Source organism: Pseudomonas oryzihabitans, from assembly GCF_024652905.1.
Lineage (GTDB): Bacteria > Pseudomonadota > Gammaproteobacteria > Pseudomonadales > Pseudomonadaceae > Chryseomonas > Chryseomonas benzopyrenica.
In genome coordinates, this window is sequence record NZ_CP102428.1 from 3,914,765 (window position 1) to 3,931,347 (window position 16,583).

General features: G+C 66.9%; 12 protein-coding genes. 9 read left to right on the forward strand and 3 right to left on the reverse strand.

The genetic code is table 11. From position 1 onward, the window contains the following. The first annotated feature begins 139 nt into the window (after positions 1-139). Positions 140-2,041, forward strand: coding sequence for a sensor domain-containing diguanylate cyclase (locus NRG74_RS18195; protein WP_257704991.1), 1,902 nt, complete (start codon positions 140-142; stop codon positions 2,039-2,041). 12 nt (positions 2,042-2,053) lie between these two features. Here NRG74_RS18195 and NRG74_RS18200 read toward each other — a convergent pair whose 3' ends face one another. Both NRG74_RS18200 and glcC read right to left on the reverse strand, forming a co-directional pair. Further along, positions 2,054-3,418 (reverse strand): hemolysin family protein, encoded by a 1,365-nt coding sequence (locus NRG74_RS18200; RefSeq protein ID WP_051226129.1) that lies wholly within the window; start codon positions 3,416-3,418, stop codon positions 2,054-2,056. Between the two features lie 147 nt (positions 3,419-3,565). Further along, positions 3,566-4,333, reverse strand: a complete 768-nt coding sequence (glcC, locus tag NRG74_RS18205; RefSeq protein ID WP_064307733.1) for a transcriptional regulator GlcC — start codon at positions 4,331-4,333, stop codon at positions 3,566-3,568. Between the two features lie 207 nt (positions 4,334-4,540). On the opposite strand from glcC, the gene glcD reads away from it, so the two are divergent. From glcD to NRG74_RS18245, 8 genes are all read left to right on the forward strand, one after another. Beyond that, a complete protein-coding gene (gene glcD / locus NRG74_RS18210) occupies positions 4,541-6,040 on the forward strand; it encodes a glycolate oxidase subunit GlcD (protein ID WP_093253229.1) in 1,500 nt (499 codons plus the stop codon). After that, positions 6,040-7,086, forward strand: a complete 1,047-nt coding sequence (gene glcE, locus NRG74_RS18215; RefSeq protein WP_257704992.1) for a glycolate oxidase subunit GlcE — start codon at positions 6,040-6,042, stop codon at positions 7,084-7,086. Before glcD ends, glcE begins: the two co-directional genes overlap by 1 nt. A gap of 11 nt (positions 7,087-7,097) precedes the next feature. Continuing rightward, the gene (gene glcF, locus NRG74_RS18220) at positions 7,098-8,330 is read left to right on the forward strand and encodes a glycolate oxidase subunit GlcF (protein ID WP_257704993.1); all 1,233 of its coding nucleotides are present in this window, start codon (positions 7,098-7,100) and stop codon (positions 8,328-8,330) included. Between the two features lie 14 nt (positions 8,331-8,344). Then, entirely contained in the window at positions 8,345-8,749 is a 405-nt protein-coding gene (locus tag NRG74_RS18225) for a heme-binding protein (protein ID WP_017639294.1), read from the forward strand. A gap of 173 nt (positions 8,750-8,922) precedes the next feature. Continuing rightward, positions 8,923-11,097 (forward strand): malate synthase G, encoded by a 2,175-nt coding sequence (locus NRG74_RS18230; RefSeq protein WP_257704994.1) that lies wholly within the window; start codon positions 8,923-8,925, stop codon positions 11,095-11,097. Between the two features lie 154 nt (positions 11,098-11,251). After that, a complete protein-coding gene (gene rpoZ / locus NRG74_RS18235; RefSeq protein ID WP_007161465.1) occupies positions 11,252-11,524 on the forward strand; it encodes a DNA-directed RNA polymerase subunit omega in 273 nt (90 codons plus the stop codon). 3 nt (positions 11,525-11,527) lie between these two features. Beyond that, the gene (gene spoT / locus NRG74_RS18240; RefSeq protein ID WP_257704995.1) at positions 11,528-13,687 is read left to right on the forward strand and encodes a bifunctional GTP diphosphokinase/guanosine-3',5'-bis pyrophosphate 3'-pyrophosphohydrolase; all 2,160 of its coding nucleotides are present in this window, start codon (positions 11,528-11,530) and stop codon (positions 13,685-13,687) included. Positions 13,688-13,746: 59 nt separating this feature from the next. Then, complete coding sequence (locus NRG74_RS18245; RefSeq protein ID WP_064307739.1) at positions 13,747-14,127, forward strand: RidA family protein; 381 nt, start codon at positions 13,747-13,749, stop codon at positions 14,125-14,127. Between the two features lie 292 nt (positions 14,128-14,419). Here NRG74_RS18245 and katE read toward each other — a convergent pair whose 3' ends face one another. Continuing rightward, positions 14,420-16,549 carry a catalase HPII gene (gene katE, locus NRG74_RS18250; RefSeq protein WP_257704996.1) on the reverse strand — a complete coding sequence of 710 codons (2,130 nt, stop codon included), beginning with the start codon at positions 16,547-16,549 and terminating at the stop codon, positions 14,420-14,422. Positions 16,550-16,583: the final 34 nt, after the last annotated feature.

Consider the following 16,583-nt stretch of genomic DNA (forward strand, 5'->3'; position numbering starts at 1 on the left):
GGGCCCAGGCACCCTGTCGCCTGTAGAAATCCCTTGGCAGGACCAGGCTTGGTGGCGTTATGCTATCACCACGTTATTTCCTCCAGGGCGCGGGCTCTACCGCGGCCTTTCCTTCCTTCAGGCTCTGGATGCCGCCCTTATGAAAGGATTCCTGGCCGCCCTGTGCGCCGGTGGGCGCAATCGGGCTTTGCACCTGCTGGTCCTGTTGCTGATCGCCCTCGACGGTCAGGCGCAGGTGCTGCGCCTCGACGATCCGGCGCGCAGTTACGATCCCCGACCGGCACTGGAGATTCTCAAGGCGCCCGCCAGTCTGACCTTTGCCGAGGCAGCCGCGCGCCCAAGCGGTGGCGAGGACGGCTGGCATGCGCCCGATGAACTGGAAATGCTGCTCCATGACGGCCGCCAGGGCCTCTGGCTGCGCTTTGCCATCCAGAGTCGCGACGACCAGGCCTGGTGGCTGATTCCGACCTGGCCGGTGCTGGATCGCCTGGACCTGCGCACCCGCGGAGCCGATGGTCGCTGGAGCCCGCTGCAGCGCAGCGGCCTGGCGCTGCCGGCGACGCAACGGGCGCTGCCCGGGCGCCAGCTGATGTTCGCCCTGGCGCCGACCGCCGGCGCCGTGGAGGAGGTCTACCTGCGGCTGGATTCGCGGGAGACCTTTATCCTGCCGCTGCGCCTGGTCACCCCGGCCACCTATCTGCGCGAGGCCCAGCAGGATGCCTGGCTGGTCGGCAGCTTCTTTGGCTGCCTGATCACCATCCTGCTGCTGACCCTCACGCTGTGGGGTTTCGGCCGCCGCTCGGGTTTTGGCTGGTATGCCCTCTATCTGCTCAGCGTCATCGGCTATCAGGCGGTCACCAGCGGCTATGGCGCCTGGCAACTCTGGCCGGAGAGCCCGGCCTTCGCCCTGCGTGCGCACCTGGCCTTCGCCGCCCTGTGCTTTCTGAGTGGCGGGTTGTTCGTGCGCTATCTGCTCAGTCTCTATCACGGCGGCCGCTGGATCGACTTTGGCAATCGTCTGCTGATCGGCTACTGGAATGTGGCGCTGGTCGTCACGCTGATCTGGCCGCACCTGCTGAGCTTCCAGGAAATGCTCGGCATGATGGCGCTGAGTTGCCTGGGCCTGCTGGGCACCACCACCTACCTGGCGCTGCGCGGCAGCCGCATGGCGTTGTGGTTCAGCGCCGCCTGGGCCCTGCTGTTGCTGGGCAGCGCGATCCAGCTGCTGGCTGTGGCCGGCTGGCTGGCCGCCGACAGTCCGGCTTTCCATGGGCAGATAGCCGGTTTCACCCTGGGCTTCGTGATGCTGTCGCTGGGGCTCACCGAGGGCCTGAGTCTGCAGCGGCGGGCGCGAATCGAGGCCCAACGGCAGGCCCTGGAAGCCTCCAACGCCCTGGCCCGCGAGCGCGAAGCCTCCTTTGTCGAGCTGGAATTGCGGGTGGCGCTGCGCACCGTGGAGTTGCAGCAGGCCAAGGCCAGCCTCGAGCGGCTGAATCGCGAACTCTTGCACCAGAGCCAGACCGATTCCCTGACCGGGCTCGGCAATCGCCGGCATTTCGAGCGGGTCTTCCAACAGGAGATCCGCCGCGCCATCCGTGCCGAACTGCCGCTGGCGGTGCTGCTGGTGGACCTCGATCACTTCAAGGCGGTCAACGACACCCATGGCCACACCCTGGGCGACGAATGCCTGAGGTGCGTGGCCGAGGTGTTGCGCCAGCACGTCCAGCGCGCGGGGGAGGTGGCGGCGCGCTATGGCGGCGAGGAATTCGTCATCGCCTTGCCCGGCAGCGACCGGGCGGCGGCCGAGCTCCTGGCCGAGCGTATCCGCCAGGAGGTGGCGGGGCTGGAGTTGCAGACCGAGCAGGGGCGCTTGCGACCGTCGGTCAGCATCGGTGTCGCGGTGAGCGTGCCGAGCAATCTCGAGCACGGCCTGGGCCTGCTGGAAGACGCCGACCGGGCGCTCTATGCAGCCAAGCGAAATGGGCGAAATCGCGTCTGCCTGAGCGACGGTCTGCCGGAACTGGGCAGCGGACGCGGCTGAGGCCGCGTCGCCTCAGCGCTCCTCCGGCTGGCGCCGGCGGACGTCCTTGGGATCCAGCTTGATGACCTTGGCCAGGACGATCTTGGGACCCTTCATCTTCTTGACGATGATGCGCAGGCCTTCGGCCTCTAGCACCGTCTCCTCTTCGGGAACGCGCTTGAGGCTGTCGTAGATCAGGCCGGCCAGGGTCTCGGCCTCGACGTGGTCCAGGTCGATGCCCAGCAGGCGCTCGACCTTGAACAGCGGGGTGTCGCCACGCACCAGCAACTTGCCCGGCTGATAGGCGACCACGCCGCGTTCGGTCTTGCGGTGTTCGTCCTGGATGTCGCCCACCAGCACCTCGAGCACATCCTCCATGGTCAGGAAGCCGATGACCTTGTGGTCGGCTTCCTCCACCAGCACGAAGTGCGCGCCGCCGCGACGGAACTGCTCCAGCAGGTCGGACAGCGGCATGTGCTTGGTCACCCGCTCCAGCGGATGCACCAGGTCGTCGAGGTCGAAGGAGGCGGCTTCGCTGTCCAGGCCGGCGATGGCCAGGAGCAGGTCCTTGATGTGCAGCACCCCGGTAAAGGTCTGGCTATCTTCGTCATAGACCGGGTAGCGACTGTACTTGGAGCGGCGGATCTGGGTGAGGATCTCCTCCAGGCTGGCCTTGCTGTCCAGGTAGATGAGGTCTTCGCGGGAATTGGCCCAGTCCACCACCTCCAGCTCGCCCAGCTCCACGGCCGAGGCCAGCACCCGGGCGTCCGGGTCGGTGGCGCGGTTGGAGTGCAGGATCAGCTTGAGTTCGTCGCGGCTGTAGTGGTGTTCGTGGTGCGCGCCCGGCTCGCCCTGGCCGGCGATGCGCAGGATGCCATTGGCACTGGCGTTGAGCAGCCAGATGGCCGGGTACATCAGCCAGTAGAAGAGGTACAGCGGCACCGCCGTCCACAGCGACAGCAGATCGGGCTTGCGGATCGCCCAGGACTTGGGCGCCAACTCGCCGACCACGATGTGCAGGTAGGAGATGATGAAGAAGGCCGAGAAGAAGGCGACGCCGTGGATCACCTCGGGGCTGCGGACGCCGGCGGCGCCGAGCAGGGGTTCGAGCAATTCGGCGAAGGCCGGCTCGCCGACCCAGCCCAGGCCAAGGGAGGCCAGGGTGATGCCGAGCTGGCAGGCGGAAAGGTAGGCGTCGAGCTGGTTATGCACCTTCTTGAGGATGCGCCCGCGCCAGCCGTGCTTCTTGGCGATGGCCTCCACACGGGTGGCGCGCAGCTTGACCATGGCGAACTCGGCGGCGACGAAGAAGCCGTTGAGCAGCACGAGGAAGAAGGCGAAGAACACGAGGCCGAGATCGGCGAACAACGTCGAGGCGAGACTGGTGGAAGGGTCCATTAGGGCCGGGAGCTGGAAAAAGGTCGGCTAAGCATGGGGGCGGGGCAGGGCAGTTGCAAGATGTTACGCCTGCCGAGGGGACGGGGGCGTGCTGCGGGCTGACGGACAGCGGCTCTGGCACTGACCTTTGCCGGCGGGACCTTTTATCTAGGTCCAGCCTTCCAGACGCATGGTCGCCCGCACCAGCCGCTGCTCTTCCTGCTCGATCTCGCGCAGACTGTCCCTCACGCTGTGGATATGCTCGCGGGCGGCGGCATGTGCTTCGTCGGGCAGGCGTCCACTCACCGCGGCATAGAGGCGGGCGTGCTGGGCATCGATCTCGCGGCGTTGCGGCGGGCGATGGTAGAGATTGGCGATGCAGGCGAATACCGAGCCCAGCAGCAACTCGTTGAGCGACTGCAGGGTGTGCACCAGCACCGGATTGTGCGAGGCCTCGCTGATCGCCAGATGGAAGGCGTGGTCGAGGCGGGCATGGGTTTCCGCCGGCAGGCTGGCCGGATCCTGGCAGGCGGCGCAGAGCTCCTCGTAGCGCCGCCCGATTAGTACCAGGTCGGCGGTGGTGGCGCGCAGCGCGGCCAGGCGCGCGGCTTCGCCCTCCAACAGGGCGCGTACCTCCAGCAGATCGTAGAGGGTACGCGGCTGGCTGCTGAACAGGTGCAGCAGGGGATTCTCCGCCGCCGGCGCCGCCAGGCGGGCGACGAAGCTGCCCTGGCCGTGGCGCGTTTCTATGATGCCGCGGGCGCGCAGCAGGCCCAGGCCTTCGCGCAGGGCGGTCCGGGAGACACCGAGCTTGTCGCACAGGCGCCGCTCGGACGGCAGCGGCTGGCCGACCTTGAGCACCCCGTCCACCACCAGACGTTCGATCTGCTGACTGACGTTCTCGGCGACGGGAAGGCGGGGGGCGGGTGCAGACATGGATGTTCCTGCTGGTATGACCACGAGATTCAGCTCTAGTGAGCCACCGGCCGGGTTCGCCGTCAAGCAGGCTGAAAGCGGGTAATCCTTTGGTCGAAGAGTATGAAAAAACTGGTATGACCAGTGGTTTGGGCGATGGACTCGCCGTCAAGTCTCGGGGTACAACGAAGCCTTTCCAGCCAGAACAACAACAATGGCGGTTACCCGATGAGCCTGGTCTACGACGAACGTCTCGACGGCGCCTTGCCCCGCCCGGACAAGGCGCAACTGCTGCAGCGGTTGCGCGCTGCGCTGCCCGAGCACTGCCTGCTGCACGACAGGGAAGACCTCAAGCCCTACGAATGCGACGGCCTGGCGGCCTATCGCACCACGCCACTGCTGGTGGTGCTGCCGGAAACGGTGGAGCAGGTGCAGGCGACCCTGCGTCTCTGCCATGAGCTGAACGTGCCCCTGGTGGCGCGCGGTGCCGGCACCGGGCTTTCCGGCGGCGCCCTGCCACTGGAGCAAGGCGTGCTGCTGGTGATGGCGCGCTTCAATCGCATCCTCGACGTGGACCCCGATGGCCGCCGTGCCCGGGTCCAGCCTGGAGTGCGCAACCTGGCCATCTCCCAGGCCGCGGCACCCCACGACCTCTACTACGCCCCCGATCCCTCGTCGCAGATCGCCTGCTCCATCGGCGGCAACGTGGCCGAGAACGCCGGTGGCGTGCACTGCCTGAAATACGGCCTGACCGTGCACAACGTGCTGGCGGTGGAGATCGTCACCCTGGAGGGCGAACGCCTGACCCTGGGCAGCGCTGCCCTGGACAGCCCCGGCTTCGACCTGCTGGCGCTGTTCACCGGCTCCGAGGGCCTGCTCGGCGTCGTGGTGGAGGTGACCGTCAAGCTGCTGCCCAAGCCGCCCTGTGCCCGGGTGGTGATGGCCAGCTTCGCCGACATCGAGCGTGCCGGCGCCGCGGTGGCCGACATCATCGCCGCCGGCATCATCCCCGGTGGGCTGGAGATGATGGACAACCTGACCCTGAGAGCCGCCGAGGACTTCATCCACGCCGGCTACCCGGTGGACGCCGCGGCCATCCTGCTCTGCGAGCTGGACGGGGTGGAAGCCGACGTGGCCGCCGACATCGAGCGCGTCAGCAGCCTGCTGGCGGCCGCCGGTGCCACCGAGATCCGCCTGGCCCGCGACGAGGCCGAGCGGCAGAAATTCTGGGCCGGGCGCAAGAATGCCTTTCCCGCGGTGGGGCGGCTGTCGCCCGACTACTACTGCATGGACGGCACCATCCCACGCCGCGCCCTGCCCGAGGTGCTGCGCGGCATCGAGGCGCTGTCCGCGGAATACGGCCTGGCGGTGGGCAACGTCTTCCACGCTGGCGACGGCAACCTGCATCCGCTGATCCTCTTCGATGCCAACCGGCCCGGCGAATTGGAGCAGGCCGAGGCCCTGGGCGGGCGCATTCTCGACCTCTGCGTGGCGGTGGGCGGCACCATCACCGGCGAACACGGGGTGGGTCGCGAGAAGATCAACGCCATGTGCACCCAGTTCCAGCCGGGCGAGCTGACCTTCTTCCATGCGGTGAAGGCGGCCTTCGACGCCCCCGGGCTGCTCAATCCCGGCAAGAACGTGCCGACCCTGCACCGCTGCGCCGAATTCGGTGGCCTGCACGTGCATCACGGCCAGTTGCCCCACCCCGAACTGGAGCGTTTCTGATGGACAGCCTGGAACTGCTCCTCGATCAGGTCCGAGAGGCCCTGGTCCGTCGCCAGCCGCTGCGCATCCATGGCGGCGATACCAAGGCTCATCTGGGTCGTCCGGTGGACGGCGAGCCGCTGGACGTCAGCGGCCATCGCGGTCTGGTGCACTACGACCCCACCGAGCTGGTGGCCACGGTGCGCACCGGCACGCCGCTGGCCGAACTCAATGCCGCCCTGGCCGAGCAAGGCCAGATGCTGCCTTGCGAACCGCCGCAACTGGGGGAGGGCGCCACGGTCGGCGGCACCCTGGCCTGCGGCCTCTCCGGTCCGCGCCGGCCCTGGGCCGGCAGTCTGAGGGACTTCGTCCTGGGCACGCGGTTGATCACTGGCACTGGCGAACACCTGAGATTTGGCGGCGAGGTGATGAAGAACGTTGCCGGCTACGACGTCTCTCGCCTGCTGGCCGGCAGCCAGGGTTGCCTGGGGGTGGTCACCGAGGTGTCCTTCAAGGTCCTGCCCAGGCCGCGCTGCACCCAGAGCCTGAGTCTGGAACTGGACGCCGAACGCGCCCTGCAGCGCCTCGCCGTCTGGGGTCGCGAAGCCCTGCCGATCTCGGCGGCCTGTCATGACGGCCAGCGGCTGCAGCTGCGCCTGGAGGGCGGCGAGGGCTCGGTGCGCTCGGCCGTCGATCGCCTGGGCGGTGAAGCCCTGGGCGAGGCCTTCTGGGACGAGCTCAACGAACAGCGGCTGGCCTTCTTCGACGACCCCAGGCCGCTGTGGCGGCTGTCGGTACCGGTCAATACCCCGCTGCTGGAGCTGCCCGGCAGCCTCTTGCTGGACTGGGGCGGTGCCCAGTACTGGCTCAAGAGCGATGCCCCGGCCACGGTCCTGCGCGAGATCGCCGAGCGCGCCGGTGGTCATGCCCTCTGCTATGCGCCGGACGCCGAGCGTGAGGCCCAGCATCCGCTGCCCGCCGCGCTGCTGGACTACCACCGCCGCCTCAAGGCCCGCCTGGACCCCCAGGGGATCTTCAATCCGGGTCGGCTGTACGCCGGGCTCTAAGGGAGCGACCTATGCAAACCAATCTGAGTCCTGCCGCCCGCGAATTGCCCCGCGCCGCCGATGCCGAGCGGGTGCTGCGCAGCTGCGTGCATTGCGGCTTCTGCAACGCCACCTGCCCGACCTACCAGCTGCTCGGCGACGAGCTGGACGGGCCCCGCGGGCGCATCTACCTGATCAAGGGCATGCTCGAAGGCGGCGAGGTCAGCGAAAAGACCCGCGAGCATCTCGACCGCTGCCTGACCTGCCGCAATTGCGAGACCACCTGTCCGTCGGGCGTCTCCTACCACGAATTGCTCGACATCGGCCGCGCCGAGGTGGAACGTCGGGTGCCGCGGCCACTAGGCCAGCGCCTGCTGCGTGCCGGACTGCGCCAGGTGCTGCCGCAGCCACGGCTGTTCGGGGTGCTGCTGAAAGGCGGCCAGACCCTCAAGCCGCTGTTGCCGGCCAGCGTCCAGGCCAAGCTGCCAGCGCGCATCGCCGCCCCGGGTGTGCGCCCGGCACCGCGCCATGCCCGGCGCATGCTGATCCTCGAAGGCTGCGTGCAGCCAGGGCTGTCGCCCAATACCAATGCCGCCACCGCGCGGGTGCTGGATCGCCTCGGCATCAGCCTGGACGCCGCGCCCCGCGCCGGGTGCTGCGGCGCGGTGGACTATCACCTCAATGCCCAGGAGGCTGGCCTCGATCGTGCCCGGCGCAATATCGACGCCTGGTGGCCGGCCTTGCAGGGCGGCGCCGAGGCCATCATCCAGACCGCCAGCGGCTGCGGCGCCTTCGTCAAGGAGTACGCCAGCCTGCTCAAGGACGACCCGGCCTATGCCGCCAAGGCCCGCGAGGTCTCGGCGCGCACCCGCGACCTGGTGGAGGTGCTGCGCGAGCTCCCGCTGGAAGAGCTGCGGCTGAAGGACACGCCGCGGCTGGCCTTCCACTGCCCCTGCACCCTGCAGCACGCCCAGCGCCTCGGCGGCGCCGTGGAGGGCGTCCTGCAGCGCCTCGGCTTTCCGCTGGCGCCGGTGCCGGACGGTCACCTCTGCTGCGGTTCGGCCGGCACCTATTCGCTGACCCAGCCGGACTTGTCGCGGCGGCTGCGTGACGCCAAGCTCGATGCCCTGGAAAGTGGTCACCCCGAGGTGATCGCCACCGCCAACATCGGTTGCCAGAGCCATCTCGACGGCGCTGGGAGAACTCCCGTGCGCCACTGGATCGAAATCCTCGACGCGGCCCTGGCCGCTCCGACTCAACCCTGAACCCTGGAGGCCCCATGAAGACCAAAGCCGTGCTCACCCTTGCCGAGATCGACACCCTGCTGGCCGCCGGGCGCGCCGAAGCCGAGCGCCAGGGCTGGGCCGTGTGCATCGCCGTGGCCGACGACGGCGGCCATCCGCTGGCGCTGTTGCGCCTCGACGGCGCCGCGCCCAACAGCGCCTACATCGCTCCGGAAAAGGCCCGCAGCGCCGCCCTGGCGCGCAAGGAGTCCAAGGTGCTGGAGGAGATGATCAACAACGGCCGCACCGCCTTTCTCAGCGCGCCGCTGATGCAGGGCATGCTCGAAGGCGGGGTGCCCATCCTGGTGGACGGCCAGGTGGTGGGCGCGGTCGGCGTCTCCGGCGTCAAGGCGCCGGAAGATGCGCAGGTCGCCAAGGCCGCCATCGCCGCCCTCGGCTGATCGCCTGCCCACGATCTGCTGCACGTCGGCCAGGCTGTGTTGAAAACCGCCTCGGAATGCTCATTTACCTTTCGTAAACTCCGCTTCCTCGGCTGTTTTCGCCTTGCCTGGCTCTAGCTCGCGAGATCGTGGACAGGCTTCCATTTAATTTTCATGTCTCAAGGAAAGCCATCATGACCGACCGCACTACCCTGGGCCGCCTGCAGGTGGCCACCGAGCTGCAGCGCTTCATCGACGAGGAAGTACTGCCCGGCACCGGCCTCGACACCGCCGCCTTCTGGTCGGGCGTGGACAAGCTGGTGCACGAGCTGGCACCGCGCAATCGGGAACTGCTGGCCGAGCGTGATCGCCTGCAGGTGGAACTGGACAACTGGCACAGCGCCCATCCCGGTCCGGTCACCGATCTGTCCGCCTACCAGAGCTTTCTGGAAAGCATCGGCTATCTGCAGCCGGTGCCCGGTCAGGTGCAGGCCTCGACCTCCGGCGTCGATCGTGAGATCGCCGAGCAGGCCGGTCCGCAGCTGGTGGTGCCGGTGCTCAACGCCCGCTACGCCCTGAACGCCGCCAATGCCCGCTGGGGCTCGCTGTATGACGCCCTCTACGGTACCGACGCCCTGCCCGAGACCGATGGCGCCGAGCGCGGCAAGGGCTACAACCCCGCCCGCGGCGCCAAGGTGGTGGCCTTCGCCCGCCAGGTGCTGGACGGCGTGGCCCCCCTGGCCGGCGGTTCGCACCGGGACGCTACCGCCTACCGGGTGCAGGACGGTCGCCTGGTGGTGGACCTCAAGAGCGGCACCAGCGAACTGGCCGATCCGGCGGCCTTCGTCGGCTACCAGGGCGACGCCGCCGCGCCGTCCGCGGTGCTCTTGCGCCATAACGGCCTGCACCTGGAGATCCAGATCGACCGCGACAGCGCCATCGGCAAGACCGACGCCGCCGGGGTCAAGGATCTGCTCATGGAAGCCGCGGTCAGCACCATCATGGACCTGGAGGATTCCATCGCCGCGGTGGACGCCGCCGACAAGGTGCTGGCCTATCGCAACTGGCTGGGCCTGATGAAGGGCGATCTGGCAGAAGAAGTAAGCAAGGCTGGCGAGACCTTTACCCGCCGCCTCAACCCCGACCGCGAGTACCAGGGCGCCGACGGTCAGCCACTGACCCTGCACGGTCGCTCGCTGCTGTTCATCCGCAACGTCGGCCACCTGATGACCAACCCGGCAGTGCTGCTGGAAGACGGTCGCGAGATCCCCGAAGGCATCCTCGATGCCCTGGTCACCGTGACCATCGCGATGCACGACCTCAAGCGCCAGGGCAACTCGCGCAGCGGCTCGGTGTACATCGTCAAACCCAAGATGCACGGCCCGGCCGAGGTGGCCTTCGCCGTGCAGCTGTTCGACCGCGTCGAGGTCCTGCTGGGGCTGCCGGCCAACACCGTCAAGCTGGGCATCATGGACGAGGAGCGCCGCACCAGCGTCAACCTCAAGGCCTGCATCGCCGCCGCCGCCGCGCGGGTGGCCTTCATCAACACCGGCTTCCTCGACCGCACCGGTGACGAGATGCACACCGCCATGCTGGCCGGGCCCATGCTGCGCAAGGGCGACATGAAGACCTCGAAGTGGATCACCGCCTACGAGCGCAACAACGTGCTGGTGGGCCTGGCCTGCGGTCTGCGCGGCAAGGCGCAGATCGGCAAGGGCATGTGGGCCATGCCCGACCTGATGGCCGCTATGCTGGAACAGAAGATCGGTCATCCCAAGGCCGGCGCCAATACCGCCTGGGTACCGTCGCCCACCGCCGCCGTGCTGCACGCCCTGCATTACCACCAGGTCAACGTCCAGCAGGTGCAGCAGGAGCTGGAACGCAGCGACGTCGACGCCGCCCGTGGCGAATTGCTCGCCGGGCTGCTCAGCGTGCCGGTGGCCGAGTCGCCGGACTGGTCCGCCGAAGCCATCCAGCAGGAACTGGACAACAACTGCCAGGGCATCCTCGGTTACGTGGTGCGCTGGGTCGACCAGGGCGTGGGCTGCTCCAAGGTGCCCGACATCCATGACGTCGGCCTGATGGAAGACCGCGCCACCCTGCGCATCTCCAGCCAGCACATCGCCAACTGGCTGCACCACGGCGTGGTCAGCGCCGAACAGGTGGACGAGACGCTGCAGCGCATGGCCAAGGTGGTGGACGGCCAGAACGCCGGCGACGCGCTCTACGAACCCATGGCCGGCCACTTCGACAGCTCCTACGCCTATCGCGCCGCCCGTGACCTCATCTTCAAGGGTCGCGAACAGCCCAGCGGCTACACCGAGCCGCTGCTGCACGCCTGGCGGTTGAAGAAGAAAGCCGGGGTCTGATCCGGCTAGGGCTCCCGTCCGGCGCGGGCGGGAGCCGCTTCTGCAGGGAGCGCTGCCGGTGGTCCTCCGACCACCGCCTCTTCCCTTGCCACTGGCGAATTTTTATACTATCGGGTCCCCCGTTCCCGGGATCATCATCGCCACGAGGAAGACCATGGCCCGCGTTACTGTCGAAGACTGCCTGGACAACGTAGACAACCGATTCGAGCTGGTCATGCTCGCCACCAAGCGCTCGCGCCAGCTGGCCACCGGCGGCAAGGAGCCCAAGGTACCGTGGGATAACGACAAGCCCACCGTCGTCGCCCTGCGCGAGATCGCCGAAGGCCTGGTCGACGAGGAAGTCATCCGTCTGGACGACATCGTCGAAGAAGAGCCGCTGTTCGCCGCCTTCGAAGTCAACGAAGAAGCGGACGGCGAGGCCCTCTAAGCCATGGCCGCCGAGCCTGCCTATGGTGACGTCCCCCCGACCGGCATCGACCTGCTGGCCGAGCGACTGGCGGACTACCTGACCCCCGACCAGGTCAATCTGGTCCGGCGGGCCTATTACTACGCCGAGCAGGCTCACGATGGGCAGCGCCGCCGTAGCGGCGAGCCCTATGTCACCCATCCGCTGGCCGTCGCCAACATCCTCGCCGACATGCACATGGACCATCAGAGTCTGATGGCGGCCATGCTGCACGACGTGATCGAGGACACCGGCATCGCCAAGGAAGCCCTCGCCGGCCAGTTCGGCGAGACGGTGGCGGAGCTGGTGGACGGGGTCAGCAAGTTGACCCAGATGAAGTTCGAGACCAAGGCCGAGGCCCAGGCGGAGAACTTCCAGAAGATGACCATGGCGATGTCCAAGGACATCCGCGTCATCCTGGTCAAGCTGGCCGACCGGCTGCACAACATGCGCACCCTGGACGCCATGCCGCCGGACAAGAGCCGGCGCATCGCCAAGGAAACTTTGGAAATCTACGCGCCCATCGCCAACCGGCTGGGCATGCACGATTTCTACGTGGAATTCGAGGACCTGGGTTTTCGCGCCATGCATCCGATGCGCGCCGAGCGCATCCAGCGGGCGGTCAAGACCGCGCGGGGCAATCGCCGCGAGATCCTCGGCAAGATCCAGGAATCCCTGGCCAACTGCCTGGCCCGCGACGGCCTGGACGGCGAGGTGGTCGGCCGTGAAAAGCACCTGCACAGCATCTACCAGAAGATGCGCGGCAAGCGTAAGTCGTTCAACGAAATCATGGACGTCTACGGCTTCCGCATCATCGTCGACAAGGTCGACACCTGCTACCGGGTGCTCGGCGCGGTGCACAATCTCTACAAGCCGTTCCCGGGGCGCTTCAAGGACTACATCGCCATCCCCAAGGCCAACGGCTACCAGTCCCTGCACACCACCCTGTTCGGCATGCACGGCGTGCCCATCGAGATCCAGATCCGCACCCGCGAGATGGAAGAGATGGCCAACAACGGCATCGCCGCCCATGGCCTGTACAAGGCCGGGGGCGACGAGCCGCGCGCCAGCCACCTGCGCGCGCGCCAGTGGGTGAAGGGCATCCTCGAGTTGCAGCAACGTGCGGGCAACTCCCTGGAATTCATCGAGAACGTGAAGATCGACCTCTTTCCCGACGAGGTCTACGTCTTCACCCCCAAGGGTCGCATCATGGAGCTGCCCAAGGGCTCCACGGCCGTGGACTTCGCCTATGCGGTGCACACCGACGTGGGCAACAGCTGCATCGCCTGCCGCATCAATCGTCGCCTGGCGCCGCTGTCGCAGCCGTTGGGCAGTGGCGAGACGGTGGAGATCGTCACCGCCCCCGGTGCCCGGCCCAATCCGGCCTGGCTCAACTTCGTGGTCACCGGCAAGGCGCGCACCAATATCCGCCATGCGCTCAAGCAGCAGCGTCGCTCCGAGTCCATCAGCCTCGGCGAGCGGCTGCTGAACAAGGCGCTGTCCGGTTTTGGCACCCAGCTGTCGAAGATCTCGCCGATGCGCATCCTCTCGGTACTCGGCGAGTACAAGGGCGTGGTACTGGAAGACCTGCTCGAAGAGATCGGCCTGGGCAATCGCATGGCCTATGTGGTGGCGCGGCGCCTGGTGTCCGGCAGCGAGCAGGAAGAGCCGCTGGAACCCCAGGCCAGCACCACGCCCCAGGGGCCGCTGGCCATCCGTGGCACCGAAGGCCTGGTGATCAGTTACGCCAAGTGCTGCACGCCGATTCCGGGCGATCCCATCGTCGGCCACCTGTCGGCCGGCAAGGGTATGGTGATCCACCTGGAAAACTGTAGGAACATCGCCGAATTCCGCCACAACAGCGAAAAATGCATCGTGCTCAACTGGGCCAAGGACGTCACCGGCGAATTCAGCGTCGAGTTGCGTGTCCAGCTGGAGCACCAGCGCGGCCTGATCGCCATGCTGGCCAACAACGTCACCGCCGCGGACGCCAACGTCGAGAAGATCGGCATGAACGAGCGCGACGGCCGAGTCAGCGTGGTTCAGCTGGTGGTCAGCGTGCGCGACCGTGTCCATCTGGCGCGGGTGATCAAGAAGCTGCGGACGCTCAAGGGCGTGGCTGGTATCACTCGGGTTCGTAGCTGAGGTTGCAGTGGGTCGCCACGGGCTTGCAGAATCGAGCCTTTCCCGCACAGGAGCGACCCATGAGCAAGCAAGTGATCCACACCGACAAGGCGCCTGCCGCCATTGGTACCTATTCCCAGGCGATCAAGGTCGGTGACACCGTCTATCTCTCCGGGCAGATCCCGCTCAATCCCACCAGCATGGAGCTGGTAGACGGCTTCGAGGCCCAGGTGGTCCAGGTGTTCGAGAACCTCAAGTCCGTGGCTGAGGCCGCCGGTGGTTCGCTGGCCGACATCGTCAAGCTGAACATCTTCCTGATCGACCTTTCGCACTTCGCCACCGTCAACGAGATCATGGGTCGCTACTTCCAGCAGCCGTATCCCGCCCGCGCCGCCATCGGCGTGGCCGCGTTGCCCAAGGGCTCCCAGGTGGAAATGGACGGGGTGTTGGTGCTGGGCTGATCCCGACACAGAACTCGTAGATTGGGCTGAGCACAGCGAAGCCCAACAACGGAACATGCTGTCAGCCCCGCCTTGTTGGGCTTCGACGATGGAGCCGTCTCAACCCAACCTACGAAGGTAGGGAGGCATTGCAGCCGTGCCGGTGCGCCGTAACGACCGCTCCTACAGCAGCATCAATCTTCTGTAGGAGCGGCCCATGGCCGCGATGGCCTAAACGGGCAACGATCGCGATAGCCCCAAAAGAAAAAAGCCGACCGTCTCGCGACGGTCGGCTTTTTCATGCCTGCCTGAATCAGGCCGGGATGGACTTGATCTTCGGCATCCGCGCCCAGCAACGGTGCTTGGCGATGGCGGCGAAGAAATCCTGCTGCACCGCCTTGAAGTCACCGCCGGTGAGCAGTGCCTCGTCGGGGCTCAGGTAGACCGCCTTGAGCAGCTGCTCGGCTTCGCCGGTGAGGGCGATGGCCTTGAGGTGCTTGTAGGCTTCCAGCAGGTAGTGCTTGATCACGCCGTCGTCGAGCATGGCCTTGACGCTCTCGGCGCCGCCCGGCACATAGACTGCGTCCAGGGCTACCGAAGGCATGCCCTCGGCCGAGCCGTCCACGGCCACTTCACTGCCATCGGCGGCCTTGACCGGGCCGGCGGTGGGGCCGAGCACCTTCACATGGGCGCCTTCGGCCTTGAGTGCCTGCTTGATGGCGTCCACTTCACTGGCGATGACGCCGTCACCCACCAGTACCGCCACCTTGAAGCCCTTGATGTTGCCGGACAGCAGGTTGAGCTGGCTCAGCGCCGGCGACTTGTCGATGGAGATCTGGCGCGGTTGCACGGTGGGTGCGGTGGGCGGCGTCACGCCGATCTTCTTGGCGACCTTCTGCGCCAGGTCCAGATCGATGTTGGCGAGGATCTCGTTGACCTGACGCTCACGGATCCACATGCGCTCGACCTTGCCCAGCTCGAAGCTGTAGGCATCGGCGACGTGGGCCTGCTCGGCTTCCGACAGGCTGTTGTAGAACAACGTGGCCTGGGAGAAGTGGTCGCCGAAGGACTCGCTGCGCTCGCGCACCTTGTAACCGTCGATGCGCTCGTAATAGCTCTCGAAGCCGCCATCCTGGGGTGCTGGCGGCGTTTCCTTGGGCCAGCCACCGTCGATGGAGTTGGGCTCGTAGGAGGCACGGCCCTTGTCGATGGTCATGCGGTACTTGGCGTCACGCTGGCCATTGTGGTTCGGCACCACCGGGCGGTTGACCGGCAGTTCATGGAAGTTCGGCCCACCGAGGCGGCTGATCTGAGTGTCGGTGTAGGAGAACAGCCGACCCTGCAGCAGGGGGTCATTGCTGAAGTCGATGCCGGGCACGATGTGGCCGGGGCAGAAGGCCACCTGCTCGGTTTCGGCGAAGTAGTTGTCCGGGTTGCGGTTGAGCACCAGCTTGCCCAGGGGCGTGATGGGTACCAGCTCCTCGGGAATGATCTTGGTGGCGTCGAGGATGTCCCAGTCGAACTTGTGCTCGTCTTCCTCGGGGATGATCTGCACGCCGAATTCCCACTCGGGATAGTCACCGGCCTCGATGGCTTCCCAGAGGTCGCGGCGGTGGGCATCGGTGTCCTTGCCCGCCAGCTTCTGGGCTTCGTCCCACACCAGGGAACGCACGCCACCGGCGGGTTTCAGGTGGATCTTGACGAAGACGCCCTTGCCGGCGGTATTGATCATGCGGAAGGTGTGGATGCCAAAGCCCTGCATGCTGCGCAGGTTCACCGGGATGGCACGGTCGGTCATGGTCCAGAGCACCATGTGCGCCGACTCGGGCACCAGGGAGACGAAGTCCCAGAAGGTGTCGTGGGCGCTGCCGCCCGTGGGTATCTCGTTGTGCGGCTCGGGCTTCACCGCATGGACGAAGTCGGGAAACTTGATGGCGTCCTGGATGAAGAAGACCGGCATGTTGTTGCCGACCATGTCCCAGTTGCCTTCCTCGGTGTAGAACTTGATGGCGAAGCCGCGCACGTCGCGCACGGTATCGCCCGAGCCTCGCGGGCCCTGCACGGTGGAGAAGCGCACGAACACCGGGGTCTGGTGGTTGGGGTCGCGGAAGAGGGCGGCCTTGGTCAGGTCGGACCAGTTCTGGTAGGGCTGGAAGTAGCCATAGGCACCGGTGCCGCGGGCATGGACGATGCGCTCCGGGATGCGCTCGTGGTCGAAGTGGGTGATCTTCTCCCGCATGATGAAGTCTTCGAGCAAGGAGGGTCCGCGGGTGCCGGCGCGCAACGAATTCTGGTTGTCGGCGATCTTCACGCCGTGGTTGGTGCGCAGTGCCTGGCCGGTGGCATCGGAGCGGAACTGCTCCAGCTGCTCGAGTTTCTTCGAGGTGTTCTGGCGATCCAGGGTATCGGTACCGGCGAGTTCACTCTTGGGGGGCGTAGCCATGGAAAGTCCTCATCAGGCGCCTGTAGGGCGCTCT